General features: G+C 70.2%; 21 protein-coding genes. 13 read left to right on the top strand and 8 right to left on the bottom strand.

The window, feature by feature from the left end:
- Positions 1 to 62: 62 nt before the first annotated feature.
- The 4 genes from NF681_19515 to NF681_19500 all read right to left on the bottom strand — a co-directional run bounded on the left by NF681_19515 (position 63) and on the right by NF681_19500 (position 4,559).
- On the bottom strand, positions 63 to 1,250 hold the full coding sequence (locus NF681_19515) for an MFS transporter (protein ID UST55931.1): 1,188 nt from the start codon (positions 1,248 to 1,250) through the stop codon (positions 63 to 65).
- Positions 1,251 to 1,269: 19 nt separating this feature from the next.
- Positions 1,270 to 2,244 carry a tripartite tricarboxylate transporter substrate binding protein gene (locus tag NF681_19510; GenBank protein UST55930.1) on the bottom strand — a complete coding sequence of 325 codons (975 nt, stop codon included), beginning with the start codon at positions 2,242 to 2,244 and terminating at the stop codon, positions 1,270 to 1,272.
- A gap of 91 nt (positions 2,245 to 2,335) precedes the next feature.
- Positions 2,336 to 3,178 carry a DeoR/GlpR family DNA-binding transcription regulator gene (locus NF681_19505; GenBank protein UST55929.1) on the bottom strand — a complete coding sequence of 281 codons (843 nt, stop codon included), beginning with the start codon at positions 3,176 to 3,178 and terminating at the stop codon, positions 2,336 to 2,338.
- Entirely contained in the window at positions 3,171 to 4,559 is a 1,389-nt protein-coding gene (locus NF681_19500; protein ID UST55928.1) for a homoserine dehydrogenase, read from the bottom strand. The genes NF681_19505 and NF681_19500 overlap by 8 nt, the downstream gene beginning before the upstream one ends.
- A 167-nt stretch (positions 4,560 to 4,726) precedes the next feature.
- Between NF681_19500 and NF681_19495 the strand changes: the two genes are divergently transcribed.
- Together NF681_19495 and NF681_19490 are read left to right on the top strand one after the other, a co-directional pair.
- Positions 4,727 to 6,013 (top strand): four-carbon acid sugar kinase family protein, encoded by a 1,287-nt coding sequence (locus NF681_19495; GenBank protein ID UST55927.1) that lies wholly within the window; start codon positions 4,727 to 4,729, stop codon positions 6,011 to 6,013.
- Positions 6,010 to 6,669: an aldolase gene (locus tag NF681_19490; GenBank protein ID UST55926.1), complete on the top strand. Its 660-nt coding sequence runs from the start codon at positions 6,010 to 6,012 to the stop codon at positions 6,667 to 6,669. The genes NF681_19495 and NF681_19490 overlap by 4 nt, the downstream gene beginning before the upstream one ends.
- Positions 6,670 to 6,871: 202 nt before the next feature.
- Here the strand turns inward: NF681_19490 and NF681_19485 are convergent, their stop codons facing one another.
- Entirely contained in the window at positions 6,872 to 7,756 is an 885-nt protein-coding gene (locus NF681_19485) for a tripartite tricarboxylate transporter substrate-binding protein (protein UST55925.1), read from the bottom strand.
- A 304-nt stretch (positions 7,757 to 8,060) separates the two neighbouring features.
- On the opposite strand from NF681_19485, the gene NF681_19480 reads away from it, so the two are divergent.
- Positions 8,061 to 9,104: an esterase gene (locus NF681_19480; GenBank protein ID UST55924.1), complete on the top strand. Its 1,044-nt coding sequence runs from the start codon at positions 8,061 to 8,063 to the stop codon at positions 9,102 to 9,104.
- Between the two features lie 418 nt (positions 9,105 to 9,522).
- Here NF681_19480 and NF681_19475 read toward each other — a convergent pair whose 3' ends face one another.
- A complete protein-coding gene (locus NF681_19475; protein UST55923.1) occupies positions 9,523 to 11,184 on the bottom strand; it encodes a histidine kinase famiy protein in 1,662 nt (553 codons plus the stop codon).
- A 470-nt stretch (positions 11,185 to 11,654) separates the two neighbouring features.
- Between NF681_19475 and NF681_19470 the strand changes: the two genes are divergently transcribed.
- The 6 genes from NF681_19470 to NF681_19445 all read left to right on the top strand — a co-directional run bounded on the left by NF681_19470 (position 11,655) and on the right by NF681_19445 (position 19,363).
- On the top strand, positions 11,655 to 14,141 hold the full coding sequence (locus tag NF681_19470; GenBank protein ID UST55922.1) for a PAS domain-containing protein: 2,487 nt from the start codon (positions 11,655 to 11,657) through the stop codon (positions 14,139 to 14,141).
- Between the two features lie 262 nt (positions 14,142 to 14,403).
- The gene (locus NF681_19465; protein ID UST55921.1) at positions 14,404 to 15,921 is read left to right on the top strand and encodes a DUF4331 domain-containing protein; all 1,518 of its coding nucleotides are present in this window, start codon (positions 14,404 to 14,406) and stop codon (positions 15,919 to 15,921) included.
- A 46-nt stretch (positions 15,922 to 15,967) separates the two neighbouring features.
- The gene (locus NF681_19460; protein UST55920.1) at positions 15,968 to 16,273 is read left to right on the top strand and encodes a hypothetical protein; all 306 of its coding nucleotides are present in this window, start codon (positions 15,968 to 15,970) and stop codon (positions 16,271 to 16,273) included.
- A gap of 69 nt (positions 16,274 to 16,342) precedes the next feature.
- Positions 16,343 to 17,527, top strand: coding sequence for a hypothetical protein (locus NF681_19455; protein UST55919.1), 1,185 nt, complete (start codon positions 16,343 to 16,345; stop codon positions 17,525 to 17,527).
- 34 nt (positions 17,528 to 17,561) lie between these two features.
- Positions 17,562 to 18,782, top strand: coding sequence for a HupE/UreJ family protein (locus tag NF681_19450; protein UST55918.1), 1,221 nt, complete (start codon positions 17,562 to 17,564; stop codon positions 18,780 to 18,782).
- Complete coding sequence (locus tag NF681_19445; protein UST55917.1) at positions 18,737 to 19,363, top strand: SMP-30/gluconolactonase/LRE family protein; 627 nt, start codon at positions 18,737 to 18,739, stop codon at positions 19,361 to 19,363. Before NF681_19450 ends, NF681_19445 begins: the two co-directional genes overlap by 46 nt.
- A 64-nt stretch (positions 19,364 to 19,427) precedes the next feature.
- Here the strand turns inward: NF681_19445 and NF681_19440 are convergent, their stop codons facing one another.
- Positions 19,428 to 20,357: a glyoxylate/hydroxypyruvate reductase A gene (locus NF681_19440; protein ID UST55916.1), complete on the bottom strand. Its 930-nt coding sequence runs from the start codon at positions 20,355 to 20,357 to the stop codon at positions 19,428 to 19,430.
- Positions 20,358 to 20,401: 44 nt separating this feature from the next.
- On the bottom strand, positions 20,402 to 21,685 hold the full coding sequence (gabT, locus tag NF681_19435; GenBank protein UST55915.1) for a 4-aminobutyrate--2-oxoglutarate transaminase: 1,284 nt from the start codon (positions 21,683 to 21,685) through the stop codon (positions 20,402 to 20,404).
- A gap of 160 nt (positions 21,686 to 21,845) precedes the next feature.
- Here gabT and NF681_19430 point away from each other — a divergent pair, with 160 nt between their 5' ends.
- The 4 genes from NF681_19430 (at position 21,846) to NF681_19415 (ending at position 26,056) form a co-directional block, all read left to right on the top strand.
- Entirely contained in the window at positions 21,846 to 22,481 is a 636-nt protein-coding gene (locus NF681_19430) for a cupin domain-containing protein (GenBank protein ID UST55914.1), read from the top strand.
- A gap of 204 nt (positions 22,482 to 22,685) precedes the next feature.
- A complete protein-coding gene (locus tag NF681_19425) occupies positions 22,686 to 23,675 on the top strand; it encodes a tripartite tricarboxylate transporter substrate binding protein (protein UST55913.1) in 990 nt (329 codons plus the stop codon).
- 24 nt (positions 23,676 to 23,699) lie between these two features.
- On the top strand, positions 23,700 to 25,280 hold the full coding sequence (locus NF681_19420) for a gamma-glutamyltransferase family protein (GenBank protein UST55912.1): 1,581 nt from the start codon (positions 23,700 to 23,702) through the stop codon (positions 25,278 to 25,280).
- Between the two features lie 8 nt (positions 25,281 to 25,288).
- The gene (locus NF681_19415) at positions 25,289 to 26,056 is read left to right on the top strand and encodes a class II aldolase/adducin family protein (GenBank protein ID UST55911.1); all 768 of its coding nucleotides are present in this window, start codon (positions 25,289 to 25,291) and stop codon (positions 26,054 to 26,056) included.
- Positions 26,057 to 26,142 lie beyond the last annotated feature (86 nt).

Raw genomic sequence — 26,142 nt, 5'->3', positions numbered from 1 at the left:
ATCGGCGTGCCCTGCGCCGGGCCGGTCGCGGCGGGGCGAGGGCGCCCTCGGGCGCGCGGCGATCAGGTGCGCATGCGGTGGAGCAGCAGGCCAGCGGCGGCCAGCGGCAGCGACAGCAGCGCGTAGGCCACCTGAAAGCCGCCGGCGAGACCCGCCAGCGCGCCGAACAGCAGCGGTCCCACAACGTTGCCGAAGAACGTGAACACCAGCACGCCGCCGGTGGCGACACCCGCCAGGCCGGCGGGCGACCGGCGGGCGACCTCCGCCAGATAGACGCCGTTCCAGCCGACCGCGCTGGCGCCGAAGGCCAGCAGCACCGCGACCGTCACGGCCATGGGAGCGCCGACCGGCAGGGCCGCGGTGGCCAGGGCCGATGCGGCCATCAGCGCGGCCAGCAGGGTCAGGGTGCGGCGCGGACCGAGCCCGGCGTCGGCCACCCAGCCCCAGGCGATGCGGCCGATCACGCCGGCGCCCTGCGCGATGGACAGCAGCAGGCCGGCCGCGACCAGGTCGACGCCCAGGCCCTCGTGCAGATGGATCACCAGGAAGGCCGTGAGCGCTACCTGCGCGATCGCGAACAGGAAGGAGCACAGGGCGAGGCGCGTGAGGATCCCCTGCGACAGCACCAGGCGCACCGGGCGCAGCAGGTGAGCCGCGCGCAGGCGCGCGCCGGGGTCGCGGTCGCCGTCGAAGGCCGCGCGCAACGGCTGGGCGAGCGCGGCCACCAGCAGGCACGCCAGGGCGACGGCCAGCACGGCGGCCTGCCAGCCGGCCAGTAGCGCCAGGCCGGGCGCGAGCGCCCCCGCCATGAGACCGCCCACCGGCACGCCGGTCTGCTTGATGGAGAACATCAGCGACAGGCGGTGCGCCGGCGTGGTGCGAATGAGCAGGTGCGAACTCGCTGGCGTGATGGGTCCGTAGCCCAGACCGATCAGCAACGCGCCGCCCACCATCGCCGGCAGCCAGGGAAGGCTGGCGCAGGCGAGGCCCGACGCGCACAGCGCCAAGCCGAACTGGCTGGCCCGGATGGCGCCCACCCGCGCCACCAGGGCACCGGCGACCAGGCTCGAGGCCATCGCGCCCAGGAACACCAGCGCCGCGAAGAGTCCCGCCAGCATCGACGCCGGCCGGCCCAGCGGTGGGGCGATCAGCGGCGCCAGCACCGGCAGCGTCAGGGCCGCCATGGACACCAGCGCCTGGATCGCCAGGGTCGCCGCCAGCGTGGTGCCTGCCGAAGGGGTGCGGGTCATGCCCGGGGACGAGCGGTCGTCACTCCGGCCGGATGTTGCCGTCGCGGATCACCTTGCCCATGCGCGCGGTCTGCTGGGCGATGAATTTCGACATTTCCACCGGCCCGCCGGGAAACGCCTCGCCGCCGACGCTGGCGATCCGCTCGCGCACGTCCGGCGCCGCGAGCGCGGCGCGCAGGGCATCGCCCAGCTTCGCGGCGATGGCCGGCGGCACGCCCGCGGGCAGGAACATGCCGTTCCACTCGTAGGCTTCGGCGTTGGCCACGCCCGCCTCGGCCAGCGTCGGCACGTCGGGCAGCGACGGCGAACGGCGCTCGGCCATCACCGCCAGCGGCGCGAGCTTGGCCGAGCGGATGTTGGCCAGCGACGAGCCGATGTTGGCGACGTAGACCGGCACGTGGCCACCCATCACGTCGGCCATCGCCGGGCTCCCGCCCTTGTAGGGGACGTGCGTCATGCGGACCTTGGCCTGCTGCAGGAACTGCTCGGTGGCCAGGTGCTGCGTCGAGCCGGTGCCCGGCGACGCGTAGGACACGGCGTCCGGCGCGGCCTTGGCCATGGCGACGAGTTCCTTGACGGATTTCGCCTGGAAGGTCGGCGTCGTCACCAGCACCAGCGGAAACACGCCCAGGATGCCGACCGGCGTGAACGCCTTGGCGGTGTCGTAGGGCAGTTTGGGAAACAGGGTCGGATTGATGGCGTAGCCACCGCCGTCGACCATCAGCGTGTACCCGTCGGGCTTGGCGCGCGCCACCACCGCCGCGCCGATCTGGCCGGCGCCGCCGCCCCGGTTCTCGATGACGACGGACTGACCGAGGGTCGCGGCCATCTTGGGCGCCACCAGGCGCGCCAGCATGTCGGCCGCGCCGCCGGCGGGGTAGGTGACGACGAGGGTGATCGGCCTGCTGGGCCAGGCGTCCTGGGCCAGGCCGGACACGGGCAGCGCGCACAGCGCGGCCAGCGCGACGGTTGAAAGGGAAATGCGAAAGTTCATGGGGGTCTCCGACGGGGGGCTGGATGCTGGGAAGGTTCGGCTCGACGGGGTGCGGGTCCGGGCGGGATGGGGTGGGGCGCGACGGCGGCGTTCAGCCGGGGACGCCCGGCGGCGGCGTCGCGGTCGGGGCGATGGCGACCTCGACGCCGGACTCGCGCATGCGCAGCACGGCGGCTTCGGACAGCCCGTCGTCGGTGACGACGAGGTCGAACTCGCCCAGCGCCGCGATCCGGTAGGTGCCGTACGTGCCGTACTTGGCGCCGGTGGCGAGCAGCACGCGCTGCGAGGCGATCTCCATCGCCGCGCGCTTGACCTCCACCTTGGGCGCCGAGGGGGTGGTGACCCCGCGCTCCAGGTCCCAGGAACTCGCCGAGAGGAACGCGATGTCCGCCACCAGCCGCCGCAGCGTGGCCGCCGCCAGCGGGCCGATGCCCGATCCGTTGCGATGGTCGAGCACGCCGCCGGTGTGCACGACGGTCACGCCCGGATGGTCCGACAGCGCCAGGGCGGCGTGGAAGTCGTTGGTCAGCACCGTCATGTCCGCCAGCGCGGCGATGGACGGGATCAGGCAGGCGGTGGTCGTGCCGGCGTCGAGGTAGACCGTCATGCCGGGTTTGAGCAGGGTCGCGACGCGTGCCGCGATGGCGTGCTTCTGCGGCTGCTCGGTCACCGACTTGGCCTGATGACTGGGCTCGCTGACCATGTGGCTGGCGATGCGCACGCCGCCGGAGATCGCGTAGACGCGCCCGCTCTCCTCCAGCGCGGCGACGTCGCGCCGCACGGTCATGTGGGAGCAGCCGAGCAGCTCGGTGAGCTGGTGCACGCTCAGCACCTGGTGGTGACGCAGCTGCCGCACGATCATCTCGCGCCGCTGCTCGGGAATGAGCGTGGCGCCCCGGCCGGCCGGGCCTTCGGGGACCACGACCTCATCCATGGCGCGTGGCGTCGTCCTGCAGGCCCTCGAGCCACGCAGCGCGCAGCGCCGGGTCGTCGCCCTCGATGTCGTCGAGCCCGATCAGCGCGCCGGCGGCGATCTCGCGCGCGGTCGTGGCATGCGCCGCCAGATAGAGCGGCGCGACGTCGGTGGGCGCCGCCGCGCGCGCGAGCAGCACCGGCTTCACGCCGGTCACGTCGTGGTGGTGGCCGCCCATGCGCAGCACGGTCCCGGCGGGGATGGCCTCGATGGCGCGGCCGGCCAAGATCGCATGCTGCGCGGGCCGGTCGCTGCCGGAGGCGCGACCGTGCAGCACGGCGTTGAGCAGGCTGATGGGCGTCTCGACCCCCATGAAGTGGTAGGGCAGGTACATGCAGGCGTAGCGACCGTCGCGGCTCACGGTGTGTCCTTTCTGCGCCAGCAGCTGCCACGTCGGTGCGTCGCCGGTGCGCACGACGACGAACACGCCGCCCGCGAAGCTGGCCTCGCCCGGCAGGCGCAGCACGTTGAAGACGTCGATCACGCCGGGCCGCCCGACGATGCCGCCATGCGCGCGCAGCGCGTAGATGTCGGCGAGTTCCGCGATGCGCGCGATGGGGTAGTGCATGGCCTCGACATCGGCGACCAGGCCGGTGCTCGACGCCACCACGGCCATCTCGCAGTAGTCGGCCGTGGCGCCGGTCTTCAGGCCTTCGAGCGCGGCCCGGCGGGCCGCCAGCGTGGCGGGGATGTCCTCGCCCAGCGTCAGCAGCCGCGACATCGACGGCGTGGAGCGGGTCTCGTCGAGCTGGCTCAGCGTGCCGGTGGCCGGGTCGTAGACGAGGTCGTACTCACCCGACTTGCCGGCCGCGACGATCTCCAGTCCCAGCGTGCGCGCCCAGCTCACCCAGCCGATCAGGTTGGCCGGCTGGTCGCCATCGGCGGTGGTGTAGACCACGCCCTTCGCGGCCGCGCGGCGGGCGAGCGCGACGCCGGCGACCGTGTCGACCTCCTTGCTCACCATGGCCACGTGGCGGCCGGCATCGATCGCCTCGCGCGCCACGCGGTGGCCGACCTTCGGGTTGCCGGTGGCCTCCACCAGGATGTCGTGCGGCACCTCGCGCAGCAGGGCCGCATCGGCCACCAGTCGGATGGCGTCAGGCGGCGCGGCGGCGAGTTGCGCGGCATCGTGGCACGTCACGAGCCGTTCGGCCGGAAAGCCCAGCGCCTCGCACATGGCGCGCAGTCCCGGCAGGTCGAGGTCGCACAGGGCCACCGGCACCAGGCGCGGCATCACCCGCACCTGCGCCAGCAGGGTGCGCGCGAAGCCGCCCTTGGCCCCGGTCAGGGTGAAGCGCACCTCGCGCTGCGGTTGATCGGCGAAGAGCAGCTCGAAGTTCATGGCGGTGGCTTTCCTTGGGACGGGTCGAATGCGGGAACGGCGCCCATTATTCACAGAAAATCACAGAGAATCACAAAAATAGGTTTTCTTGTGTGAATTCCTGGGCCATCCATTACCATTTGTTCACAGCACGACCTGCATTCCGACCCACTGAAAGACCCAGATCCATGGAAACGCCCAAACCCCTGCTGGGGTGCATCGCCGACGACTTCACCGGTGCCACCGACCTCGCCAACATCCTCGTGCGCGGCGGAATGCGCACGGTCCAGACCATCGGCGTGCCTTCGGACGCGCTGGCGGCCGTCCTGGACGCCGACGCCGTCGTCGTCGCGCTGAAGTCGCGCACCGCGCCGCGCGAACAGGCGGTGGCCGAGAGCCTGGCGGCGTTGCGATGGCTCCAGGGCCGGGGCTGCACGCAGTTCTTCTTCAAGTACTGCTCGACCTTCGATGCCACCGCCGAAGGCAACATCGGCCCGGTGGCGGAGGCGCTGCTCGACGCGCTGGGCGCCGATTTCGCCATCGCCTGTCCGGCCTTTCCCGGCGCCGGGCGCACGGTGTACCTGGGGCACCTCTTCGTGGGACACAGGCTGCTCAACGAATCGGGCATGGAAAACCATCCGCTCACGCCGATGCACGATGCGAACCTGGTGCGCGTGCTGCAGGCGCAGAGCGTCGGGCGCGTCGGCCTGATCGCCCAGCCCGACGTGGCGGCGGGCGTGGAGCGCATCCGCGCGCGCGTCGCGGCGCTGCGCGGCGAGGGCGTGCGCCTGGCGATCGCCGATGCCGTCTCCGACCTCGACCTGATCGCCCTCGGCGAAGCATGCGCCGGCGCGCCCCTGGTGACGGGTGGTTCCGGCCTGGCGCAGGGCCTGCCGGCGAACTTCCGTCGCCAGGGTGCGCTGCGCGAGACCGATGCCGGGTGCCTGCCCGTGGTGGCCGGCCCCGCGGTCGTGCTCTCGGGCAGCGCCTCGACCGCCACCAACGCCCAGGTGGCGGCCTGGCTGCGCGCCGGCCGGCCGGCATTCCGTGTCGACCCGCTGGCCCTGGCGCGCGGCGAGCCCGTGGTCGATGCCGCGCTGGACGCCATCGCCACGGACGCGACGACGCTGGTCTACGCCACCACGTCCCCCGACGAGGTGCGCCGTGTGCAGGCGGCGCTGGGCGTCGCGCGTGCCGGTGCGCTGATCGAAGCGGCGCTGGGCGAGATCGCGGCACGCCTGCGCGCGCGCGGCACCCGCCGCTTCGTGGTCGCCGGCGGCGAGACTTCCGGCGCCGTGATCCAGGCGCTCGGACTCCAGGCCCTGCGCATCGGCCGGCAGATCGACCCCGGGGTGCCGGAGACGCAATCCCTGGGCGAGGCGCAGCCGCTGGCGGTCGTGCTGAAGTCCGGCAACTTCGGGACCGAGGACTTCTTCGAGAAGGCCTTGCGCCAGCTCGACGGGGGCGGCGCGTGAAGGCCCCGGCCGCGAGCGCCGGCGGCGAGTCGCGCCTGCGCGAGGAGATCGTCGAGGTCGGCGCCAGCCTGCATGCGCGGGGCTACACCACGGGCACGGCCGGCAACATCAGCGCGCGGCTGGCCGACGGCTGGCTCATCACGCCGACCGACGCCTGTCTCGGCCGGCTCGACCCGGCGCGCGTGGCCAAGGTCGACCACGCCGGCGAGTGGGTGTCGGGGGACCGGCCATCGAAGACGCTGGCGCTGCATCGCGGCATCTACGAACGCAATCCCGCAGCGCATTGCGTCCTCCACACGCACTCGACCCACCTGGTGGCGCTGACCCTGGCGGGCGTGCACTCGCCCGCGGCCGTGCTGCCGCCGATCACGCCCTACCAGGTCATGAAGATCGGACGGGTTCCGCTGATCGGCTATGCGCGTCCCGGCGCGCCGGAGGTCGCCCGTCAGGTCGCGGCGCTGGCGCTCGAAGTCCGTGGCGTCCTGCTCGAACGGCTGGGCCCGGTGGTCTGGGCGGCGACCGTGACGGGCGCCAGCCACGCACTCGAGGAGCTCGAGGAGACGGCGCGGCTCTGGCTGATGTCCGAGCGTCGTCCGGCGCCCCTCGATCCGGCGCAGGTGGCCGAACTCGAGGCCACGTTCGGCGCACGCTGGTGACCGCTCCGGCCCGGAGGGCGGCAGGGGTGGAAGCCGGTCCGGCGTCCGCGCCCGATCCGGCGCGGCGCGGCGCGTCCCGCGTGATTGCGTGACCGCACGCGCCGCCGTCAGTCGGGCTTGATCCCGGTGTCCTTGACAAGCTTGTCGTAGCGCTGCCGCTCCGATCGCACCAGCGCCGCGAAGTGCGTGCTGCCGGCGGGCGTCACGTCGCCGCCCACCGCGGTGAGGCGTTCCCGCACTTCCGGTGTCGCAGCGCCTTCTGGACCTCGGCGTACAGCCGCCCGACGATGGGCGCGGGCGTCGCGGCCGGAGCCACCAGCCCGTACCAGACCGACGCCTCGAAGCCGGGATGGCCCGACTCGGCGATCGTCGGCGCGTCCGGAAAGATGCGCGTGCGGTTCGCGCTCAGCGTCGCGATGACCTTGAGCTTGCCGCTCCTCACGTGCGGTAGCGCTTCGAGGGCGTTGACCGCGACCAGCGGCACCTGGCCGCCGATGGTGTCGGTGATGGCCTGCGACCCGCCCCGGTAGGGCACGTGCTGGAGGTCGATGCCGGCGGTCCTGGCGAAGAGCGCCATCGCCATGTGCGGTGTCGCGCCGTTGCCCGGCGTCGCATAGGCCACCGAAGCGGGCTTCGCCCTGGCAGCCGCCACCAGTTGCGCGACGGTGTCGTAGGGCGCGGACGTGTTCGCCGCGATCACCACCGGCACGCGGCCGACCTGGGCGATCAGCGCCAGGTCGTGCTCCGCGTCGAAGGGCGCCGGCTTGTAGAGGGCCATGTTGGCCGCCAGCGCATTGGCCGCGAGCATCAGGGTGTGGCCGTCGGGTGCGGCGTCGATCACCGACCTCACCGCGATGTTGGTTCCCGCGCCGGGCTTGTTCTCGACGATGAAGGGCTGCCCCATGCTGGCCGACAGGCTCTGGCCGAGGGTGCGCGCGACGATGTCGACGGCGCCGCCGGCCGGGTAGCCCACGACGAGTCTGACGGGGCGTTCGGGATAGGCCGACTGGGCCCATGCACGGCGCAGGGCGAGCGAGCCGGCGGCCACCAGCAGCGCATGACGTCGGGAGCGCTGGAATGCAGACATGGAAACTCCATCTGGGGAATCGGGCCGGATTGCCTGGGGTGGCCAGGGGCTCGCGGCGTCGCAGTGTCGGCGCGGCGCGGGGCGCGACCGATGATTTCGACTCGGATCGCCATCACCTTCCGTTATCGGAAAGGGTAAACACCGACGGTGGCCGCCTTCCCGGGCACGGGCACGGGCGAGGGCGCCGGTGACCTCGTGCGCGACGACCGGGGTGCACAACGCAGGCATCGTGTGCCCGCGACGTTCGCGCCGAGAATCGGCCTCCGGCTTCCACCTGCCGCTCGAAACAACCTGGAGACTCGACATGAATCGAACCCTGAACCTGTTGCTGGCGATCGCCGTGACGCTGGGCCTGACCGCCTGTGCCGCACCCGGCGCCACCGACAAGGCGATCGACCCCGACGCACCGCTGACGATCGCGCGTCAAGGCAGCTTTTTCGTCGGCGGGCGCGACGTCAAGTCCGACCACCTGTCGCTGCTGCCGGCCTATGCGCCATCGGGCACCATCACGGTCGATCAGATGTACGTGCGCTACCAGGTGCCGCCGGCCGCGTCAAAGCCGCCCGTGGTGTTCATCCATGGCTGCTGCCTAACCGGCAAGACCTGGGAATCGACGCCCGACGGCCGCATGGGCTGGGACGAGTTGTTCGTGCGCCGGGGTTTTCCGACCTACGTGGTGGACCAGGTGTCGCGAGGCCGCTCCGCCAGCGATCCTTCGGCCATCGTCCAGGTCAAGGGCGGCCGGGCGGCGCCGGAGGCCCTGCCGCAGGTCTTCGGCGCCGCGCAGGAAGGCGCCTGGACGATCTTCCGCTTCGGCCCGGAGTACCCGAAGGTCTTCCCGGGCATGCAGTTTCCATTGGAAGCGCAGGCCGAGTTCTGGAAGCAGATGGTGCCCGACTGGCTCAATGCCCTGCCGACCCCGAATCCGACCGTGCCGGCCCTGTCCGAACTCGCGCGCAGGCTCGATGGCGCCGTGCTGGTCAGTCATTCCCAGAGCGGCATCTATCCGTTCCAGACCGCGGCGCTGGACCGGCGCGGCATCGCCGGCATCGTGGCCATCGAGCCCGGTGCGTGCCCGGCTGCGAGCGCGGACCTGCGCCCCTACACGAACCTGCCGATCCTGGTGCTGTGGGGCGACTTCGTCACGGAATCGCCGCGCTGGGCCCCGCGGCTCAAGCTGTGCCGGGACTTCGTCGATGCCGCGAACAAGGCGGGTGGCAAGGCCGAGATGGTGATGCTGGCCGATGTCGGCATGCCCGGCGCATCGCACATGCTGATGCAGGATCGCCACAGCCTGCGGATCGGAGCATGGCTGGCCGGCTGGATCGACCGCAGCACGAAGCGCTGACACCGCGTTCGACGAAGCGCCTTCGCACGGGGCCCCTCGACGGCGCGTGCGGCGGGACGATCGCGGCGCCGAGCCGGTCCTGCGTGGGGGCACGACGGCGCCGCCGGGAAAGGACGGTCATCCGTCGTTGCGGTCGTCACCGGTCGGGTGCTTGTGATCGCGCGCCCAGGTCACCGCCAGTTGCCGGGCATGCGCCAGGGCCTGGGCGTGTCGCTCATGGCTTTGCGAGGCAGCCGGCACGTCCGCCGTCTTTCCGTCCAGGAGGGACCGGCACTGCACGACCGGTCTGAAACGTCCCGATGGAAGCGGCTCGACCGAACAGATGCAATCCCAGCCTTCATGGTAGGAATGCTGAATGTCCTGAATTGTCAAAATAGAAGCTGAGTCCCGTCGCTGCGATCCGTCCCGCAGCGCTGTCTTATTTTTCTTCGTCCGTCTGCAATGCCAGTTGCTGCTTGTCCAGCACCCACCGCACACGCCTCGCCAGGTCGGTGAACCGGTAGGGCTTCTTGAGTATTTCGAACTCCGAGTTCTCGTCCCTGTTGATGCCGTCCGATGCGCCGGCATAGCCGGTGGTCAGCAGAACGCGGACATCCGGCAAGCGCTTTCGCAACTCGCGCGCCAGGCCGAAGCCGTTCATGCCGCCCGGCATGATGAGGTCGGAGAACAGCAGGTCGGGCGTCCAGCGATCCCGGTTCGCGCGCTGCATGTCCAGGGCTTCCTGCCCGCTGCAGGCCACATGGACGGTGTAGCCCAGGCTCTCGAGCATGTCCCGCGACGTGTTCGCCACTTCCGGGCGGTCGTCCACCACCAGGACCGTCTCGGTGCCGCCCTGTTCGGCGGGGCGCTGGACGGCGTGCTGGGGCGCCTGCATCACGCGGCCCGAGCGCGGGAAGTACATCCGCACGGTCGTGCCGATGCCCAATTCCGAATAGATGTCGGCCATGCCGCCGGATTGCTTGGCGAAGCCGTAGACCATCGACAGGCCCAGGCCCGTGCCCTTGCCTTCGTCCTTGGTCGTGAAGAAAGGGTCCATGACGCGCTTGATGATGTCCGGGGAAATGCCTTCGCCGGTGTCGGCCACGACCAGGGCCACGTACTGCCCGGGTGCGAGTCCCGCGAACGACTGCGCATCCTGGGCGTCGACTTCGACGTTGCGCGTCTTCAGAGTGATCGTGCCGCCGTCGGGCATGGCATCGCGCGCATTGACCAGGATGTTGAGCAGCGCGACTTCGAGTTGCGTGCTGTCCAGCTGGCAGTTGCCCAGGTCCTTGGCCAGATGCATCTTGACCTCGATCCGCTCGCCCAGCGTTTCCTTGACCAGGTCGGTGAGATCGTCCACCAGGCTGTTGAGGTTGACCATCCGGCCTTCGAGTCGCTGCTTGCGGGAGAAGGCCAGCATCTGCTGCGTGAGGGTCGATGTCTTCACGATCGAGCTGCGGATGCTGCTCAGGCCGCGGTCCAGCGCGGCGTCGGTCATCGAACCCGCCTTCCGGCGGAATTCCAGCAGGTCCAGGTGCCCCGACATCACCTGCAGCAGGTTGTTGAAGTCGTGCGCGATGCCGCCGGTCAACTGGCCCAGCGCCTCCATCTTCTGCGCCTGGCCCAGCGCCTCCTCCATGTCGCGCCGGCGGCTCACGTCGAGTTGCGAGGCGAAGAAATAGACCAGCGCCTTGTTCTCGTCGAAGATGGGCGAGATGTAGAGCGCGTTCCAGAAGCTGGTGCCGTCCTTGCGGTAGTTGAGGAGTTCGACGCTGGTCTCGTGGCGGTCCTTGATCGCCGCGCGGACCTCGGCCACGGTGGAGGGATCCGTGTCCGGTCCCTGCAGGAAGCGGCAGTTGCGGCCCATCACCTCTTCCATCGCGTAGCCGGTGGTCGAGAGGAACGCGCGATTGGCGAAGACGATCGGGTTGTCTGGCTGATGGGGGTCCGTGACGATCATCGGCATCCGGGTCGTCTCGATCGCGGCGAAGAAGATGTCGTCGCGGTGTCCGGGGATCGCCTGTGCGCCGGAGTCGGCGACGGAGACATTGGGCGCCCTGGATCGCTTGATGGGCGGCTTTTCGGAGGAAGACTGCATGAAGAGGGAAGTCCGGTCGATGGGAAACTGCGCGCGATTACACACGAGATCGGACAGATTTTTTCGCATGTGTCAACACACGGATTGGTGTCTCAAACCAAAGTACTCAGAGTCTCAACCGATCGTCGCTTTTCAAGCGTTCGTCTGACAAGGACCGACCGTTGCCGTGCGAGCCCGGCGCCCCGGATCGCCACTCCCCGGCAACCGGATCGGCAAGCGCCATCGGGTCGGCTTCGATGATTGGGACGCAGCGGCGCCCACACGCCCGAAATAAGCCGCCACCCGCGATCCAAGATCGGGAACGCGCTCCATCGACCCAATTGATTTAAATCAAAAGTTCTATTGATTGTTTGGCGATGCGCATTTGATGGGTGTGAGACAACGCAAGAACAGGCACTGTAAGAAAAACGTTTTGATAATGCCGGGTCGACGCCCCGTGCGTTCCGTCCGCAGTCACCTTCCACCGGCCCATGTCGCTCAACTACCAGGCGCTGTTCGATGCGTCGCCCAACCCCTACCTGATCCTCGACCGTTCGCTCAACATCGCGGGAGCGAACCCGGCGTACCTGCGGACGATGCAGCGCGAGTGGTCCGGCATCGCGGGGCGGTGGGCCTGGGACGCGTTCCCCACCGACGCCGTCACCCAGGCGCAGGCCATCGCCTCCGTCGAGCAGGTCTTCGCCACGGGCGTGCCTGACACCATGGCGCTGCTGCGGTTCGACATCGCGAGGCCCGCGCCGGAGGGCGGGGGGTTCGAGAAGCGCTACTGGAGCATCACGCACATCCCCGTGCTCGACGCGCATGGCGAGGTGGAGATGGTGATCCACCACCCGATCGACGTGACCGAACTGGAACGCCTGCAGGACGTGGTGCCGCCCGAGAACGACCTCGTGCTGCGCCCCGAGCAGACGCTGATCTTCGAGCGGGCCCGGAAGGTCACCCAGAGCAACCTGGCCCTGAAGGCCGAGAGCGAGCAGTTGCGCCAGCTCTTCGCGCAGGCGCCGAGCTTCATGGCGGTGCTGCGGGGTCCGGAACATCGCTTCGCGCTGGCCAACACCGCCTACGAAGCGCTGGCCAACACGCGCCCGCTGGTCGGTCGAACCATCCGCGAGGTGTTCGACGACAAGGAGGGGATGGTGTTCTTCGACCTCCTGGACCAGGCCTACCGTTCCGGAGAGGCGTTCATCGGTCACGGCATGGAATTCCAATTGCAGCACGGCACGTCGAGCCGACGACGGCGCCTGCTCGATTTCGTCTTCCAGCCCATGCGCGACGCGGCCGGCGAAGTCACGGGCATCTTCGTCGAAGGCAACGACGTGACCGAGCTGCGCGACACGCTCGATGCCCTGGCGCAGCGCGAGGCCCGCTTGCGCCTGGTCATCGAGAACGCCATGGACCACGCCATCCTCACCACCGACCCCGAGGGGATCATCACGCACTGGTCGGGTGGCGCCCACCAGATCTTCGGCTGGAGCGCCGACGAGGCCATCGGACAGAGTGCCTCGATCATCTTCACGCCCGAGGACCGGCGCGAGGGGATCGACGCCCTGGAATTCGCCTCGGCGACCGCGCAGGGCCGGGCGATCGACAAGCGGTGGCACCTCTGCAAGGACGGGCAGCGCGTCTTCGTCAATGGCTCGATGAACCTGCTGTCGCCCTCGCCGTCGGGTGAACCGCAAGGGTTCATGAAGATCGCCCGCGACGAGACGGCGCGCCATCGCGCCGAGCAGGCCATCAAGGAACTCAACGAGACCCTGGAACAGCGGGTGCAGGAGCGGACCGGCGCGCTGGTGGAGTCGCAGTCGCAACTGCGCCAGTCGCAGAAGATGGAGGCGATCGGCCAGCTCACGGGCGGGATCGCGCACGACTTCAACAACCTGCTGGCGACCATCACGTCCAGCCTGGAACTGATGAACCGCCGGATCGCCGCGGGCAGGAGCGCCGCCGATCTGACCCGCTACATCACGATGGCCTCGACCGCGGCGCAGAGCGCGTCCGCGCTCATCCAGCGGTTGCTGGCGTTCTCGCGCAAGCAGACCCTGGACCTGCAGTCGTTCGAGGTCAACGGCCTGATCGCCCAGATGCAGGACATGCTCCGGCGCAGCATCGGCGAGAACATCCAGTTCGAACTGCTGCTGCAGCCCGGACTGCCGGCCGTCAAGTCCGACCGCAACCAGATCGAGAACGCCCTGCTCAACTTGGCCATCAACGCGCGCGACGCGATGCCCGGCGGCGGCGTGATCCGCGTGAAGACGTCGACGCGTGAGCTCGACGCGGGTTACGCGGCCATGCACCCCGATGTCGCTCCCGGCCAGTACGTGATGGTGAGCGTCTCGGACAACGGCACCGGCATGTCGCCCGAGACCCTGGCCAAGGCCTTCGACCCGTTCTTCACCACCAAGCCGATCGGACAGGGCACCGGCCTGGGTCTGTCGATGATCTATGGTTTCGCCCGCCAGACGGGCGGCCACGCCAGCATCCATTCGGTGGTGGGCGAAGGCACGACCGTCAACCTCTACCTGCCCTGCAACTTGGCACCGCTGGCGCCGTCGGTCACGCGCGAGCAGTCCGTGGCGCGCTCGCCGCGAGGCCAGGGCGAGACCATTCTGTTCGTGGAGGACGAACCCGGCGTCCGGCTGGTGCTGGCGGAGATCCTGGACGAACTGGGCTACCGCATCCACGAGGCGATCGATGCGCCGAGCGCGATGGCGGCGCAGGAAGGACTGACGCGGCTCGACCTGCTGATCAGCGACGTGGGCCTGCCGGGCACCAACGGCCGCCAGCTCGCCGAGACCATGCGCGAGCGTCGCCCGGGTCTCAAGGTGCTGTTCATCACCGGCTACGCCGGCAATGCCGCCGTGAAGGACGAGTTCCTGGCCGAGGGCATGGACATGCTGCCCAAGCCTTTCACCATCGATGCGCTGGCCCACAAGGTCCGAGGCCTGCTCGAGCGCTGACCGACGTGCGGCATGGGCGAGTCGCCGCGTCGATCGAGACGGCTGCAATGCAATGCATTGCGATGCGATGGGACGTTCGACCTGACCCTCCGAGCGTTCGTCGCAAAGCGCTTTATGGAGGCCGAAAGTGCTATATGAATAAATGTTAAGAATTATTCGAGTTGGCCCCAGAATCAGCCGGGTGCAGGCAGAGGCGCTCGACCCCGTTCGCGGCCTGGGATGCGAGCACCGACTTCAGATTTACAACGACATTGGAGCAAGCATGACGAAACGAATCCGCCCTCTGGCCGTCTTCGCCCTGAGCCTCGTGGCGACGGCGGCGCTGGCGTCCAGCCACCGCGAAGCCCCCTTCCTCACGGGCCAGCCCAAGGTCGACGCGACCGACCTGTACCTCTTCAAGAGCTACGAGGCGGGGCGCCAGGACTTCGTGACGGTCCTGGCCAACTACCAGCCGTTCCAGGATCCGCAGGGCGGCCCGAACTTCTACATGTTCGACCCCAACGCCCAGTACGAGATCCACGTCGACAACAACGGCGACGGCGTCGAGGACCTGACGTTCCAGTTCCGCTTCCAGAACACCTCCAAGACCACCGCGCTCACCGTGGGCGGCAAGTCGGTGAAGATTCCCCTGATCAACAGCGGTCCGATCACCGGCGTGAACCCGGCGAGCCTGAACGTGCGCGAGACCTTCACGGTCGACGTCGTGCGCGGCGACCGCCGCAGCGGCGCACGCGCCTCGGTGACCAACGCCGCCAACGGCCAGGCCCAGTTCGACAAGCCGGTCGACAACATCGGCGAGAAGGTCTTCGGCGGCGCCAACGGCTATGCCGCCTATGCCGCCCAGCACGTCTACAACGTCGCCATTCCCGGCTGCGCCACCCCGGGCCGCGTGTTCGTCGGCCAGCGCAAGGAGCCGTTCTACATCGCCGTGGGCAAGATCTTCGACCTGGTCAACCTGAACCCGCTCGGCGCGGAGACCGGCGGCAACAACAACGACCTCGAAGGCAAGAACGTCAGCACGCTGGCGATGGAGCTGCCCGTCTCGTGCGTCACCGCGGGCACCGACCCCGTCATCGGCGCCTTCACCACCGCCAGCGTGCGCCAGGGCCGGCTGGTCAATGGCAAGCCGGGCACCGGGCTGGGCAAGGCCTCGGTCGAGGGCGGTCCGTGGGTCCAGGTCTCGCGCCTGGGCATGCCGCTGGTCAACGAGGTCATCATCGGCATCGACGACAAGGACCGCTTCAATGCGTCCAAGCCGAAGGACGACGTCGCCAACTTCGCCGACTACGTCACCAACCCGGCGCTGCCGGCCGTGATCCAGACGCTGTTCCCGAGCGCCCGGGCCCCGACGAACTTCCCGCGCACCGACCTGCTGGCCGTGTTCCTGCAGGGCATCGCCGGCCTGAACCGGCCCGTGAACATGGTGCCGGCGGAAATGCTCCGGCTGAACACGTCGATCGCGGCGAAGGCCGCCGGCGCGCAGAACCCGCTGGGCGTCGCCGCCGGGGACAACGCGGGCTTTCCGAACGGACGGCGTCCGGCCGACGACGTGGTGGACCTGTCGCTGCGCGTGAGCATGGGCGCGCTGTGCGTGCTGACGGGCGCGACCGACGCGCTGCAGGTGGGCTGCAGGCCGGCCGACGCGCCGGCGGGCGGACTGGCCCTGACCGATGGCGTGCGCAAGACGGCCGCCAACTACGGCACGACCTTCCCCTACCTCACGACGCCCCTGACGGGCAATTCGAACCCGGTGGCCGCCGCGGGCACGACCTATCCGTGACCCGCCTCGAACGCAATCCAGTCCGTCGGACCACGAGGATCACATCATGATCGAGAGACAGAAGAACGTTCGGATGGTCGCGGCCGCACTGCTCGCGACCGGGGTCCTGGCGCTGGCCGGCTGCGGCGGGGGCGGCGGCGACGGCGGGCCCTCGAACATCGGCGGCAATGGCGGCGGCAACGGGGGCGGCACGAGCGGCGGCACCGTTCCGGCCACCGCGCTGCAGAACAGCGACGGCTTCATCGCCTATGTGAAGCAGGTGGTGGCGAGCAAGCTCGACACCAGCGAACCGATCGACCTGGGCAATGCCGTCGCGCCGACGAGCAACACGGCCGAAGCAGTCGACCTGTAATTGGCGGGCACCGTTTCCCGAGTGCGCGCGATCGCCGGGGCCAGGCCGAAAGGCTGGCCCTTTTTTCACGTGCGCGCCGGCGTGCCGGTGTTCCTGGCGTCTCTGGCCTGCGCCGCGTCGGTCTCCGCGTGGTCGGCGCCCCGGGTGCCCGCGAACGACGAGGTCGTCGTCGAGAAGCTGCCTTTCGTGGCGGGCTGGGCGAACAACGAACGCCGCCTGCGTCGCGAGCTGGCGCAGCGACCGCGCGACGCCGACACGGCGATCTCGGTCGCGCGGTCCTACCTGGAAATGGCGCGCTCACAGGGCGATGCGCGCTATGCCGGCCAGGCGATCGGCGCCCTGCAGGCCTGGCAGCCGATCTCGGCGGCCGGCACGCCGGCGTCGGTCATGGTCATGCATGCGACCGTCGCGCAGTTCCTGCACGATTTCGATGGCGCCGAGTCGACCCTGAGGGCGGTGCTGCGGCGCGAGCCCGACAACCCCCAGGCGGCCATCACGCTGGCCACCATCCTGCGCGTGCGGGGTCGCTACGCGGAATCCGACACCGCCTGCCGCGCCCTGGGTCCGGCCGGCCAGGCGATGTACGAAGCGGCTTGCCTGGCGGAGAACGCGGGCCTGCGTGGCGAACACGACCCGGCCCGCGCGACCCTGCGGGGTCTGCTCGCGACGCCCGCGTCGCAAGGCTCGCGCCATGCCGGCACGCGCCAGTGGCTGCTGACCAGCATCGCCGAAGTGGAGGAGCTCGCCGGCCGGCCGGCCGCCGCCGAGGCCGCCTACCGCGAGGCACTCGCCGCCGAGCGCTCCGGCTACCTGCTGCTGGCGATGAGCGATTTCCTGCTGCGCCAGGGCCGCCCGGACGAGGTCGCGGGCCTGCTGGCGCGGGAGCCTCGCAGCGACGCCGTGCTGCTGCGTCTGGCGAGTGCCCGGCCGCGTCCGGCAGGAGCGGCATCGGGTCCACGCGACTCACCCGAGGCGACCGAATTGCGCGCCCGCTTCGAGGCCGCCGCGTTGCGTCCCGGGACCACGACCGCGCACGCGCGCGAGGAAGCGATGTTCGCGCTCGACGTCCAGGGCGATGCGCGGCGCGCGCTGGCGCTGGCCCGGGCCAACGTCGGCGTGCAGCGCGAGCCGATCGACCTGCTGCTGTTCGCGCGCGCGGCCGTCGCCGCGCGCGACGACGCGGCGCGCCAGGAGGTCGCGGCCCTGATGCGATCGATCGGATTGCGGGATGCGCGCATCGATGCGTTGCCTTGACGTTGTCCCGTTCCCGGGGCACTGGCGCCATGGCGTGCGTCGGGCGGCGTCGGTCGTCCTGGCCGCGTGCCTGGCGTGGCTGTGCGTCGCGCCAGCGCCGGCGCTGGCCCACAAGGCGAGCGACGCGTACCTCCAGCTCGCCCGTGGCGAGGGCATCGATGGTGGCGACGTGCTCGACGTGCGACTCGACGTTGCCCTGCGCGACCTCGATGCCGTCCTGGAACTCGACCGCGATGCCGATCGCAAGCTGACCTGGGGCGAGGTCCGCACCCGGCTGGACGAGATCCAGGCCTATGCCCTGGCGCGGCTGCGCCTGCAACAGGGGCGCTGCGTCCTGGCGCCGGCGGCGCCGGCCGCGATCGAGGACCGCGTCGACGGCGCCTACCTCGTGCTGGCGTTCCGGTCGCGCTGCCAGCCGGCGGCGACGCTGGAGGTCGAGTACCGCCTGTTCCGGGAGGTCGATCCGACGCACCGCGGTCTGCTGCGGGTGGCCGGCGGGACGGGCGGCACGGGCAGCACGGGCGGGGCCGCGCCGTCCCTGCGTTCGCTCGACCCCGCGGCCGCCGCCGTCGTCGTCGACTGGCCCGGGGCGGCGGTGGCGGTCGCGGTGGCGGACGCGCCGCCGCCGGCGGACGCCCGCGCGCCCGGCGACGGCTTCTTCCGGGACGGCGTCCATCACATCCTGATCGGCTACGACCACGTGCTGTTCCTGGTCTGCCTGCTGCTGCCCGCCGTCCTGCGCCGCCGCGCCGACGGCGATCGCGAGCCCGTCGCCCATTGGTGCGAGGCCGTCTGGCCGATGGTCGGCCTGGTCACGATGTTCACCATCGCCCACTCGATCACGCTGGCCCTCGCCAGCTTCCAGCTGGTGACGATCTCGCCGCGCGTGGTCGAGCCGGCCATTGCCCTGACGATCATGGTCGCGGCGCTCGACAACCTCCATCCGGTGCTGCGCGGCCGGCGCCGGCTGTTCTCGTTCCTGTTCGGCCTGATCCACGGTTTCGGGTTCGCCAGCGTCCTGGGCGAGCTGGACCTGCCCGCGCTCGGGTTCGCGTCCGCACTGCTGCGATTCAACCTGGGGGTCGAGGCCGGACAGCTGGCGATCGTCAGCGTGGTGCTGGCGGCGTTGCTGGCGCTGCGGCGCTGGCGTGCCTATCCGGCCGTGGTGTTGCGGGGCGGATCGGTACTGGCGATCGCGCTCGCCACGCTGTGGCTGGTCGAACGCGTGTTCGACCTGCGGCTGATCTCGGCCTGACGGACACGGTCCGATGCCGCCGAAGCCGTCGATCGTTCTCGCTCTACCGCCTGGATTTCGCGTCGGAACTCGTCTTCGCGGGCGATGCCGGCACGACGTTCGCGGGCCGGCCTAGCCGCCGCACGGGCATCGAATTCTCCAACGACGACAAGCCGGCCGACGGGCTCACCGTCGACGCCGACGTGGCCTTCGCCCCGGCCCGGTTCAGGGGTTTCGATCCGGCCGGCGACCGCATTCCGGGCGCCGTCGAGGGCGTGGCGTCGATCGCGCTGGCCGTCGACCGCATCGGTGCGTGCTTCGGCGCCCTGCAGCTGCGCCACTTCGGACCGCGGCTGCTGTTCGAGGACAACCGCGTGCGCTCGGCGGCCACCGCCACGCTGAACGGCCGCATCGGCTGGCGGATCGACCGGTCGAGCCGCATCGAGCTCGAAGGCTCTAACCTGACGAACCGGCGCGATTTGGCGATCGACTATCGCTACGAATCGCGCCTGAGGAACGAGTCCGTCGCCGTCGGCGACGTCCATTTCCATCCGATCGAGCCGGGCTCGTTCCACGTGACATTCATCACGCGGTTCGATTGAGTGCGGTCGCGGTCGCGGTCGCGGTCGCGGACGGGGCGCCGGACGCCGGACGCCGGTGGTCCCGTCAGTAGCCGGCAGTCCGGTCGACCCGGCGCAGCAGGGGCTGGTCGGCGAGCAGGCGCTCGGCGTTGTCGGCGATCTGCGCCACCACCGCCTGCATGGGCAGGACCGCGGCCATGTGGGGCGTGACGGTCAGCCCGGGCTGCGCCCAGAGCCGGTGCCCGGCCGGGAGCGGTTCCCTGTCGAACACGTCCACGATCGCGCCACCCAGGTGACCCGAATCCAGCGCGGCGATCAGGTCGTCCTCCACCAGGTGGGGACCCCGACCGCACTGGATCAGCTTGGCCCCCGGCGTCATCCGGTCGAACAGCCGCCGCGACAGGATGCCCTCGGTCGCGGCCGTGAGCGGCAGCACGCAGACCGCCACTTCCAGCCCGTCCAGGAAGGCACCCAGGCCGTCGTCGCCGGCGAAGACCTCGACGCCTTCGACCCGGCGCACCGAGCGCGCCCAGCCGCGCACCCGGTAGCGCTGGGCGACGAGCGCCCGGGCGATCGCCGAGCCGATCTCGCCCAGCCCCATGACACCGATGGCGATGTCCTCGGCGTCGCGGTTCGGCGGCCGCTGCCATTTGCCCTGGCGTTGGTGACGCTGCGCGATGTCGAAGCCGCGATGGAAGTGGAGCGACCCCCACAGCACGTACTCGACCATCCGCTGCGCATGCCGGGGGTCGATCACGCGGCACACCGGGACGTCCGGGGGCAGGGCGGGATCGCGCAGCAGGTTGTCGACGCCCGCGCCGATGGAATGGATCAGCCGCACCGCCCGCAGGTGCGCCCAGGTGCCGTCGGGCTGGTCCCAGCAGACCGCGACGCTCGCGTCGCGCGCCGCCTCGTCGGTGGACCGCACGATGCGCCAGTCCGGCAGCCGCTCGCGCAGCAGCGCCTCGATCGGCGTGGTGTAGAGGTAGGTGCCCGCGACGGCGATCAGCTTCATGGAGGGTCCGGTGGTCAGGGCGATGGCGCCGGGCGCTGTCGGGTTCAGGACGCCAGCAACGACGCGGCCAGCAACCCCAGGCCCTCCTCGAAGATCGCGTCCTCGATGGTCAGGGGAAACAGGAAGCGCAGCACGTTGCCGTGCACGCCGCAGCTCAGCAGCAGCAGGCCCTTGCCGAGGGCCACGTCCTGGACGCGCCGGGCGACCTCCGGCAAGGGAACGCCGGTCGCCGGGTCCTTGAACTCGACCGACACCATCGCGCCGAGCGCGCGCACCTCGGCGATCTGCGGCAGCCGCGCGGCGAGCGCCGTCAGGTGATCGGTCAGGCGCGCGCCGAGGACCCGGGCGCGCTGCGTCAGCGACTCGTCCTCGACGATGTCCAGCACCGTGAGCGCCGCCGCCACGGCGAGCGGGTTGCCGGCGTAGGTGCCACCGAGGCCTCCCGGCGCGGCGGCGTCCATCAGTTCGGCGCGGCCGGTCAGGGCCGAGAGCGGGAACCCGCCGGCCAGGCTCTTGGCCATCGTCAGCAGGTCGGCCTCGACGCCGGAATGCTCCAGGGCGAACAGGCAGCCAGTGCGCCCGAAGCCGGTCTGGACCTCGTCGACCACCAGCAGGATGCCGTGCAGGTCGCACAGCGCGCGCAGGCGCCGCAGGAGTTCGGGCGGCGCGATGTAGAAGCCGCCCTCGCCCTGCACCGGTTCGATGACGATCGCCGCCACGCGTTTGGGATCGACGTCGGCCTTGAACAGCCGCTCGATCGCGACCAGGTTGTCCTCGACGCTCACGCCCAGGGCCTCCGCGGGAAAGGGCACGTGCCAGACATCGGCCGGCATCGCGCCGAACCCCGCCTTGTAGGGGTGGACCTTGCCGGTCAGCGCCATGCCCAGCAGCGTCCTGCCGTGGAAGGCGCCCGAGAAGGCGATGACCGCGCCGCGCCCGGTCGCGGCCTTGGCGACCTTGATGGCGTTCTCGACCGCTTCGGCCCCGGTCGTGAAGAGCGCGGTCTTCTTCGCGAAGTCGCCCGGCGTGATCTCGTTGAGCCGTTCGCACAGCGCGACGTAGCTTTCGTAGGGCGTGACCTGGAAGCAGGTGTGATGGAAGGCGTCGAGCTGCGCGCGCACGGCGGCCACGATGCGCGGATGGCGGTGACCGGTGGCCAGGACCGCGATGCCGCTGCCGAAATCGATGAAGCGCCGACCTTCCACGTCCCAGAGCTCGGCGTTCAGCGCGCGGGCGGTATAGACCTGGGTCTGCACGCCCACGCCGCGGGGACACGCCGCCTGACGGCGGGATTCGAGGAGGGCGTTCGGATTGACGGCTTGAAGCATCGACGGTCTCGGTGGAAGGTTGGCAGGGAAGAGGGCAGGGTGTCATCTTATTCGGCAAATGAAATAAATCAACATGAATTTCATTTGAATGAAAACTAAAACGGCCGATGCGTCCGTGGATCGAGGCGCTACGATGCCCCTCCATCGAGAAGACAGCACCATGAAAACGACAAGAACCTCCGCTCCGCCCGCCAGTGGCCCGTCGCCCGAGAACGCCAGGCCGTCGTCCCGCCCGGCCGATCCGATGGGCTGGGTGGGGCGCGAGGTCAAGAGCCTGCGCAAGGCCAAGGGCCTGTCGCTGAAGCAGCTGTCCGCCGCCTGCGATCGGTCGATCGGCTTCCTGAGCCAGATGGAGCGTGGACTGAGCACGCCGACGGTGAGCGACCTGCATCACATCGCCGAGGCCCTCGAGGTGCAGATCAGCTGGTTCTTTCCCCAGGGCGAGGCCGTGGCGCCCTCCGACGGCGGCATCGTGGTGCGCAAGACGCACCGGCGCCAGCTGTCCTTCGCCTCCGGCATCGCCGACCACCTGCTGTCGCCGACCCTGGACGGCCCGCTCGAGCTGCTGTGGTCGGTGATGGCGCCGGGCGCCGACAGCGGGCATGCGTACGACCATGCCGGCGACGAGGCCGGTGTCGTGATCCGCGGCAGCCTGGAACTCTGGGTCGACGCGCAGTTCTTCCTGCTGCAGGAAGGCGACAGCTTCAGTTTCCCCAGCACCGCGCCGCACCGCTACCGCAATCCCGGCACCACGCCCTGCGAACTGTTCTGGGTGGTCACGCCGCCCTCGTATTAGGAAAGCTAGGAAAGCGCGGGCCGGGTCCGTCACGGGGCGACCCCTGCCGGTGCTCACCGGGATGGGGCCCGCCATGCACGATATTCGTACAAATGAAATTTACTGTGCTAAATTTCATTGGTACGAAAGTTGCTCGTCGTTTTCAAGCCTTGACGTCGCCGGAAATCCCGGTGCGCGGTGGCTCGACAACCCAAGGAGTGAATCATGCGGCGTGCTTTTCTCAAACAGATCCTGTCCACCGGAACGGTCCTGCTGACCCTCGCGGCCAGCGGTGGCGCCCTGGCGCAATCCGCGGCCGGCTTCCCGGCGCGGCCGATCCGGCTGATCGTTCCGTTTCCTCCGGGCGGCGGCACCGACAGCATCGCGCGCGCGGTGGGCGAACGGATGGCGGCCGATCTGGGCCAGCCGGTGCTGATCGACAACCGGGCCGGCGCCGGGGGAATGATCGGCGCGGAAGCCGCCTACCGCTCGCCGGGCGACGGCTACACGCTGTTCATCGGCACCAACAGCACGCTGGTCACCAACCAGTACCTCTACGCCAAGCTGCCCTACGAGCCGAAATCGTTCGAATCGGTCGGCCTCATCGGCATCACGCCGCTGGTCCTGCTGGCCAACCCGTCCGTGCCGGCGAAGACCGTGCCGGAACTCGTCGCCTACGCCAAGGCCAATCCGGGCAAGTTGACCTACGCCTCGTTCGGAGCCGGCACGACGTCGCACCTGGCCGCCGAGCTGTTCCAGCAGATGACCGGCATCGAGATGCTGCACATCCCCTACAAGGGCGCCAACGAAGCCATTCCCGCGCTGCTCGGCGGGCAGGTCTCGGTGTACTTCGACACCATCGTCACGGGCCTGCCGCACGTCCGGTCGGGCAAGCTCAACGCGCTGGGCATGACGTCGGCGCACCGCTCCGCGATCCTGCCGGGCACGCCCACGATCGCGGAGCAGGGCTACCCCGGCTACGACCTCTATCCCTGGTACAGCATGGTCGCCCCCAAGGGCATCCCGAAGGACGTGCTGGAGCGCTTGCGCACGGTGCTGGCCCAGAGCCTCAAGGACCCCAAGCTGGTCGAGAAGCTGCAGGCCACCGGTGCCGAGGTCACGCCCATGAGCGTCCCCGCCTTCGCCGACATGGTTCGCCTGGACGCGATCAAGACCGAAAAACTGGTGCGCACCGCCGGCATCAGTCTGCAGTAGCCACCACAGCCCCCCGAAGGATCCATGAGTTCATACCATCACCACTTTCCCTATCGCTCGCAGCGCAGCCCCGTGCTGGCCCGCAACGTGGTCACCACCAGCCAGCCGCTGGCCGCGCAGGCCGGGCTGCGCATGCTGCTGGCCGGCGGCAACGCGGTGGACGCCGCGCTGGGCGCGGCCATCACGCTGACGGTGGTCGAGCCGGTGATGAACGGCATCGGTGGCGACATGTTCGCCATGGTCTGGGACGGCACGACCCTCCACGGGCTCAACTCGACGGGCTGCGCGCCCGCGGGCTGGACCCGCGAGCGCTTCGCCGGCCGGGAACGGATGCCGGCGACGGGTTGGGATTCGGTGACCGTGCCGGGTCAGGTGGCGGGCTGGAAGGCGCTTTCCGAGCGCTTCGGCAAGCTTCCCTTCGCCCGGCTGTTCGAGCCCGCGGTCGACTACGCGCGCCACGGCTTCGCCGTGTCGCCGCAGATCGCGCGGCAGTGGGCCTCGCAGGCGCCCCTCCTCAAGGACCAGCCCGGTTTCGCCGAAGCCTTCGCGCCCGGCGGCCACACGCCACGGACGGGCGATGCCTGGCGCTTCCCCGAGCAGGCCGCCACGCTCGAGCGCATCGCCGAGACCGGTGGCGAGGCCTTCTATCGCGGTGCGCTGGCCGAGGCGATGGCCGCGCACGCCCGCGCCACCGGCGGCAGCCTGACGCTGGAGGACCTGGCGGCCCACCGCGCCGACTGGGTCACGCCGCTGGCGCAGGACTACCACGGCATGACCCTGCACGAGATCCCACCCAGCGGCCAGGGCATCGCCGCGCAGATCGCGCTGGGCATGCTGCAGCACGTCGACCTGGGCCCGCTCGACGGCGCCCGGTTCTATCACCTGCAGATCGAGGCCGTGAAGCTCGCGTTCGCCGACCTGCACGCGCACGTGTCGGATCCGGTCTCGATGCGGGTGCGGCCGGAGGCCTTGCTCGATCCCGCCTACCTCGCCGAGCGCGCGCGCCTCATCGCGCCGGAGCGTGCCGCGACGCCCGTGGCGGGAACGCCCCGCACCGGCGGCACCGTCTACCTGGCGGCCGCCGACGCCTCGGGAATGATGGTGTCGTTCATCCAGTCCAACTACCGTGGCTTCGGTTCGGGCGTGGTGGTGCCGGGCACCGGCATTGCCCTGCACAACCGGGGGGAAAGCTTCTCCCTGGCGGCGGGCCACCCCAACGAACTGGCGCCCGGGCGACGTCCGTTCCACACCATCATTCCCGGCTTCATCACCCGGGACGGCGCGCCCGTCATGGCGTTCGGCGTCATGGGCGGGGCGATGCAGGCCCAGGGCCACGTCCAGATGATGACCCGGCTCGCCGACCACGGACAGAACCCGCAGGCCATGAGCGATGCCCCGCGCTTCCGCGTCGACGACGGCCGTGTCGGCCTGGAATGCGACATTCCTCCCGAGGTGGCGCGAACCCTCGCGGACTGGGGACACGAGGTCACGGTCGCCGGTCGCGACAGCCTGGATTTCGGCGGCGCCCAACTGGTGCAGCACACCGAGAACGGGTACATCGCGGCCTCCGATTCCCGCCGCGACGGCCAGGCCGTCGGCTACTGAGGCATCCCATGAAGAACAACCATGTCTTTCCGGACGTCCGCGACCGGGTCGGCGCCGTCGAATGGGAGCAGCGCGTCAACCTCGCGGCCTGCTACCGGCTGCTCGCGCATTTCCGCATGACGGACCTGATCTACACCCACGTCTCGGCCAAGGTCCCCGGCACCGAGGCCGAGTTCCTCATCAATCCCTACGGCCTCATGTTCGACGAGATCACGGCCTCGAGCCTGGTTCGCGTCGACCAGGACGGCCGGGTGCTGGAGGACGCGACGGGCATCGGCTGCAACCCGGCCGGCTTCGTGATCCACAGCTGCATCCACCGGGCGAACCACGACCTCGCCTGCGTGATCCACACCCACACCGCCGCGGGCATCGGGGTGTCGGCGCAGAAGCGCGGCCTGCTGATGCTGTCCCAGCACGCGATGCGCTTCCACGGCTCGCTCGCCTACCACGACTACGAAGGCGTGGCGCTGGAACTCGACGAACAGCCGCGCCTAGTGCACGACCTGGGGCCCCACCGCGCGATGATCCTGCGCAATCACGGCCTTCTGACGGCGGGCGAGACCGTGCGCGAGGCCTTCGACCTGATGTACTACCTCGAACGGGCCTGCCAGGCCCAGGTCGCGGCCCAGGCCGGCGGCACCGCGCTGAACGAGTGCGACGACGCTCTGGCCGCTAAGGTGGCGCGCCAGTTCAGGGAGCCGGACGCCGGCGCGACGCACGACTGGCCCGCCTACCTGCGCCTGCTCGACCGGATCGACGAGTCCTACCGTCACTGAAGGTACGCGGCGTCCGGGCCGGGTGGCCTCGGAGCTCGCGCCGGTCGATGCCCGGCGGCCGCCGGCGCGGCGCCCGGAACTGCTTC

Source organism: Comamonadaceae bacterium OTU4NAUVB1, assembly GCA_024372625.1.
In the GTDB taxonomy this organism is placed as follows: domain Bacteria; phylum Pseudomonadota; class Gammaproteobacteria; order Burkholderiales; family Burkholderiaceae_C; genus Variovorax.
Note: the sequence above shows the minus strand (reverse complement) of the source record. Positions and strands in the feature narration are given on the sequence as shown.

Coding starts and splice junctions, on each gene's coding strand:
- NF681_19515 (UST55931.1), bottom strand. CDS start 1,250: ATGACCCGCACCCCTTCGGCAGGCACCACGCTGGCGGCGACCCTGGCG.
- NF681_19510 (UST55930.1), bottom strand. CDS start 2,244: ATGAACTTTCGCATTTCCCTTTCAACCGTCGCGCTGGCCGCGCTGTGC.
- NF681_19505 (UST55929.1), bottom strand. CDS start 3,178: ATGGATGAGGTCGTGGTCCCCGAAGGCCCGGCCGGCCGGGGCGCCACG.
- NF681_19500 (UST55928.1), bottom strand. CDS start 4,559: ATGAACTTCGAGCTGCTCTTCGCCGATCAACCGCAGCGCGAGGTGCGC.
- NF681_19495 (UST55927.1), top strand. CDS start 4,727: ATGGAAACGCCCAAACCCCTGCTGGGGTGCATCGCCGACGACTTCACC.
- NF681_19485 (UST55925.1), bottom strand. CDS start 7,756: ATGTCTGCATTCCAGCGCTCCCGACGTCATGCGCTGCTGGTGGCCGCC.
- NF681_19480 (UST55924.1), top strand. CDS start 8,061: ATGAATCGAACCCTGAACCTGTTGCTGGCGATCGCCGTGACGCTGGGC.
- NF681_19475 (UST55923.1), bottom strand. CDS start 11,184: ATGCAGTCTTCCTCCGAAAAGCCGCCCATCAAGCGATCCAGGGCGCCC.
- NF681_19470 (UST55922.1), top strand. CDS start 11,655: ATGTCGCTCAACTACCAGGCGCTGTTCGATGCGTCGCCCAACCCCTAC.
- NF681_19465 (UST55921.1), top strand. CDS start 14,404: ATGACGAAACGAATCCGCCCTCTGGCCGTCTTCGCCCTGAGCCTCGTG.
- NF681_19460 (UST55920.1), top strand. CDS start 15,968: ATGATCGAGAGACAGAAGAACGTTCGGATGGTCGCGGCCGCACTGCTC.
- NF681_19440 (UST55916.1), bottom strand. CDS start 20,357: ATGAAGCTGATCGCCGTCGCGGGCACCTACCTCTACACCACGCCGATC.
- gabT (UST55915.1), bottom strand. CDS start 21,685: ATGCTTCAAGCCGTCAATCCGAACGCCCTCCTCGAATCCCGCCGTCAG.
- NF681_19430 (UST55914.1), top strand. CDS start 21,846: ATGAAAACGACAAGAACCTCCGCTCCGCCCGCCAGTGGCCCGTCGCCC.
- NF681_19425 (UST55913.1), top strand. CDS start 22,686: ATGCGGCGTGCTTTTCTCAAACAGATCCTGTCCACCGGAACGGTCCTG.
- NF681_19420 (UST55912.1), top strand. CDS start 23,700: ATGAGTTCATACCATCACCACTTTCCCTATCGCTCGCAGCGCAGCCCC.
- NF681_19415 (UST55911.1), top strand. CDS start 25,289: ATGAAGAACAACCATGTCTTTCCGGACGTCCGCGACCGGGTCGGCGCC.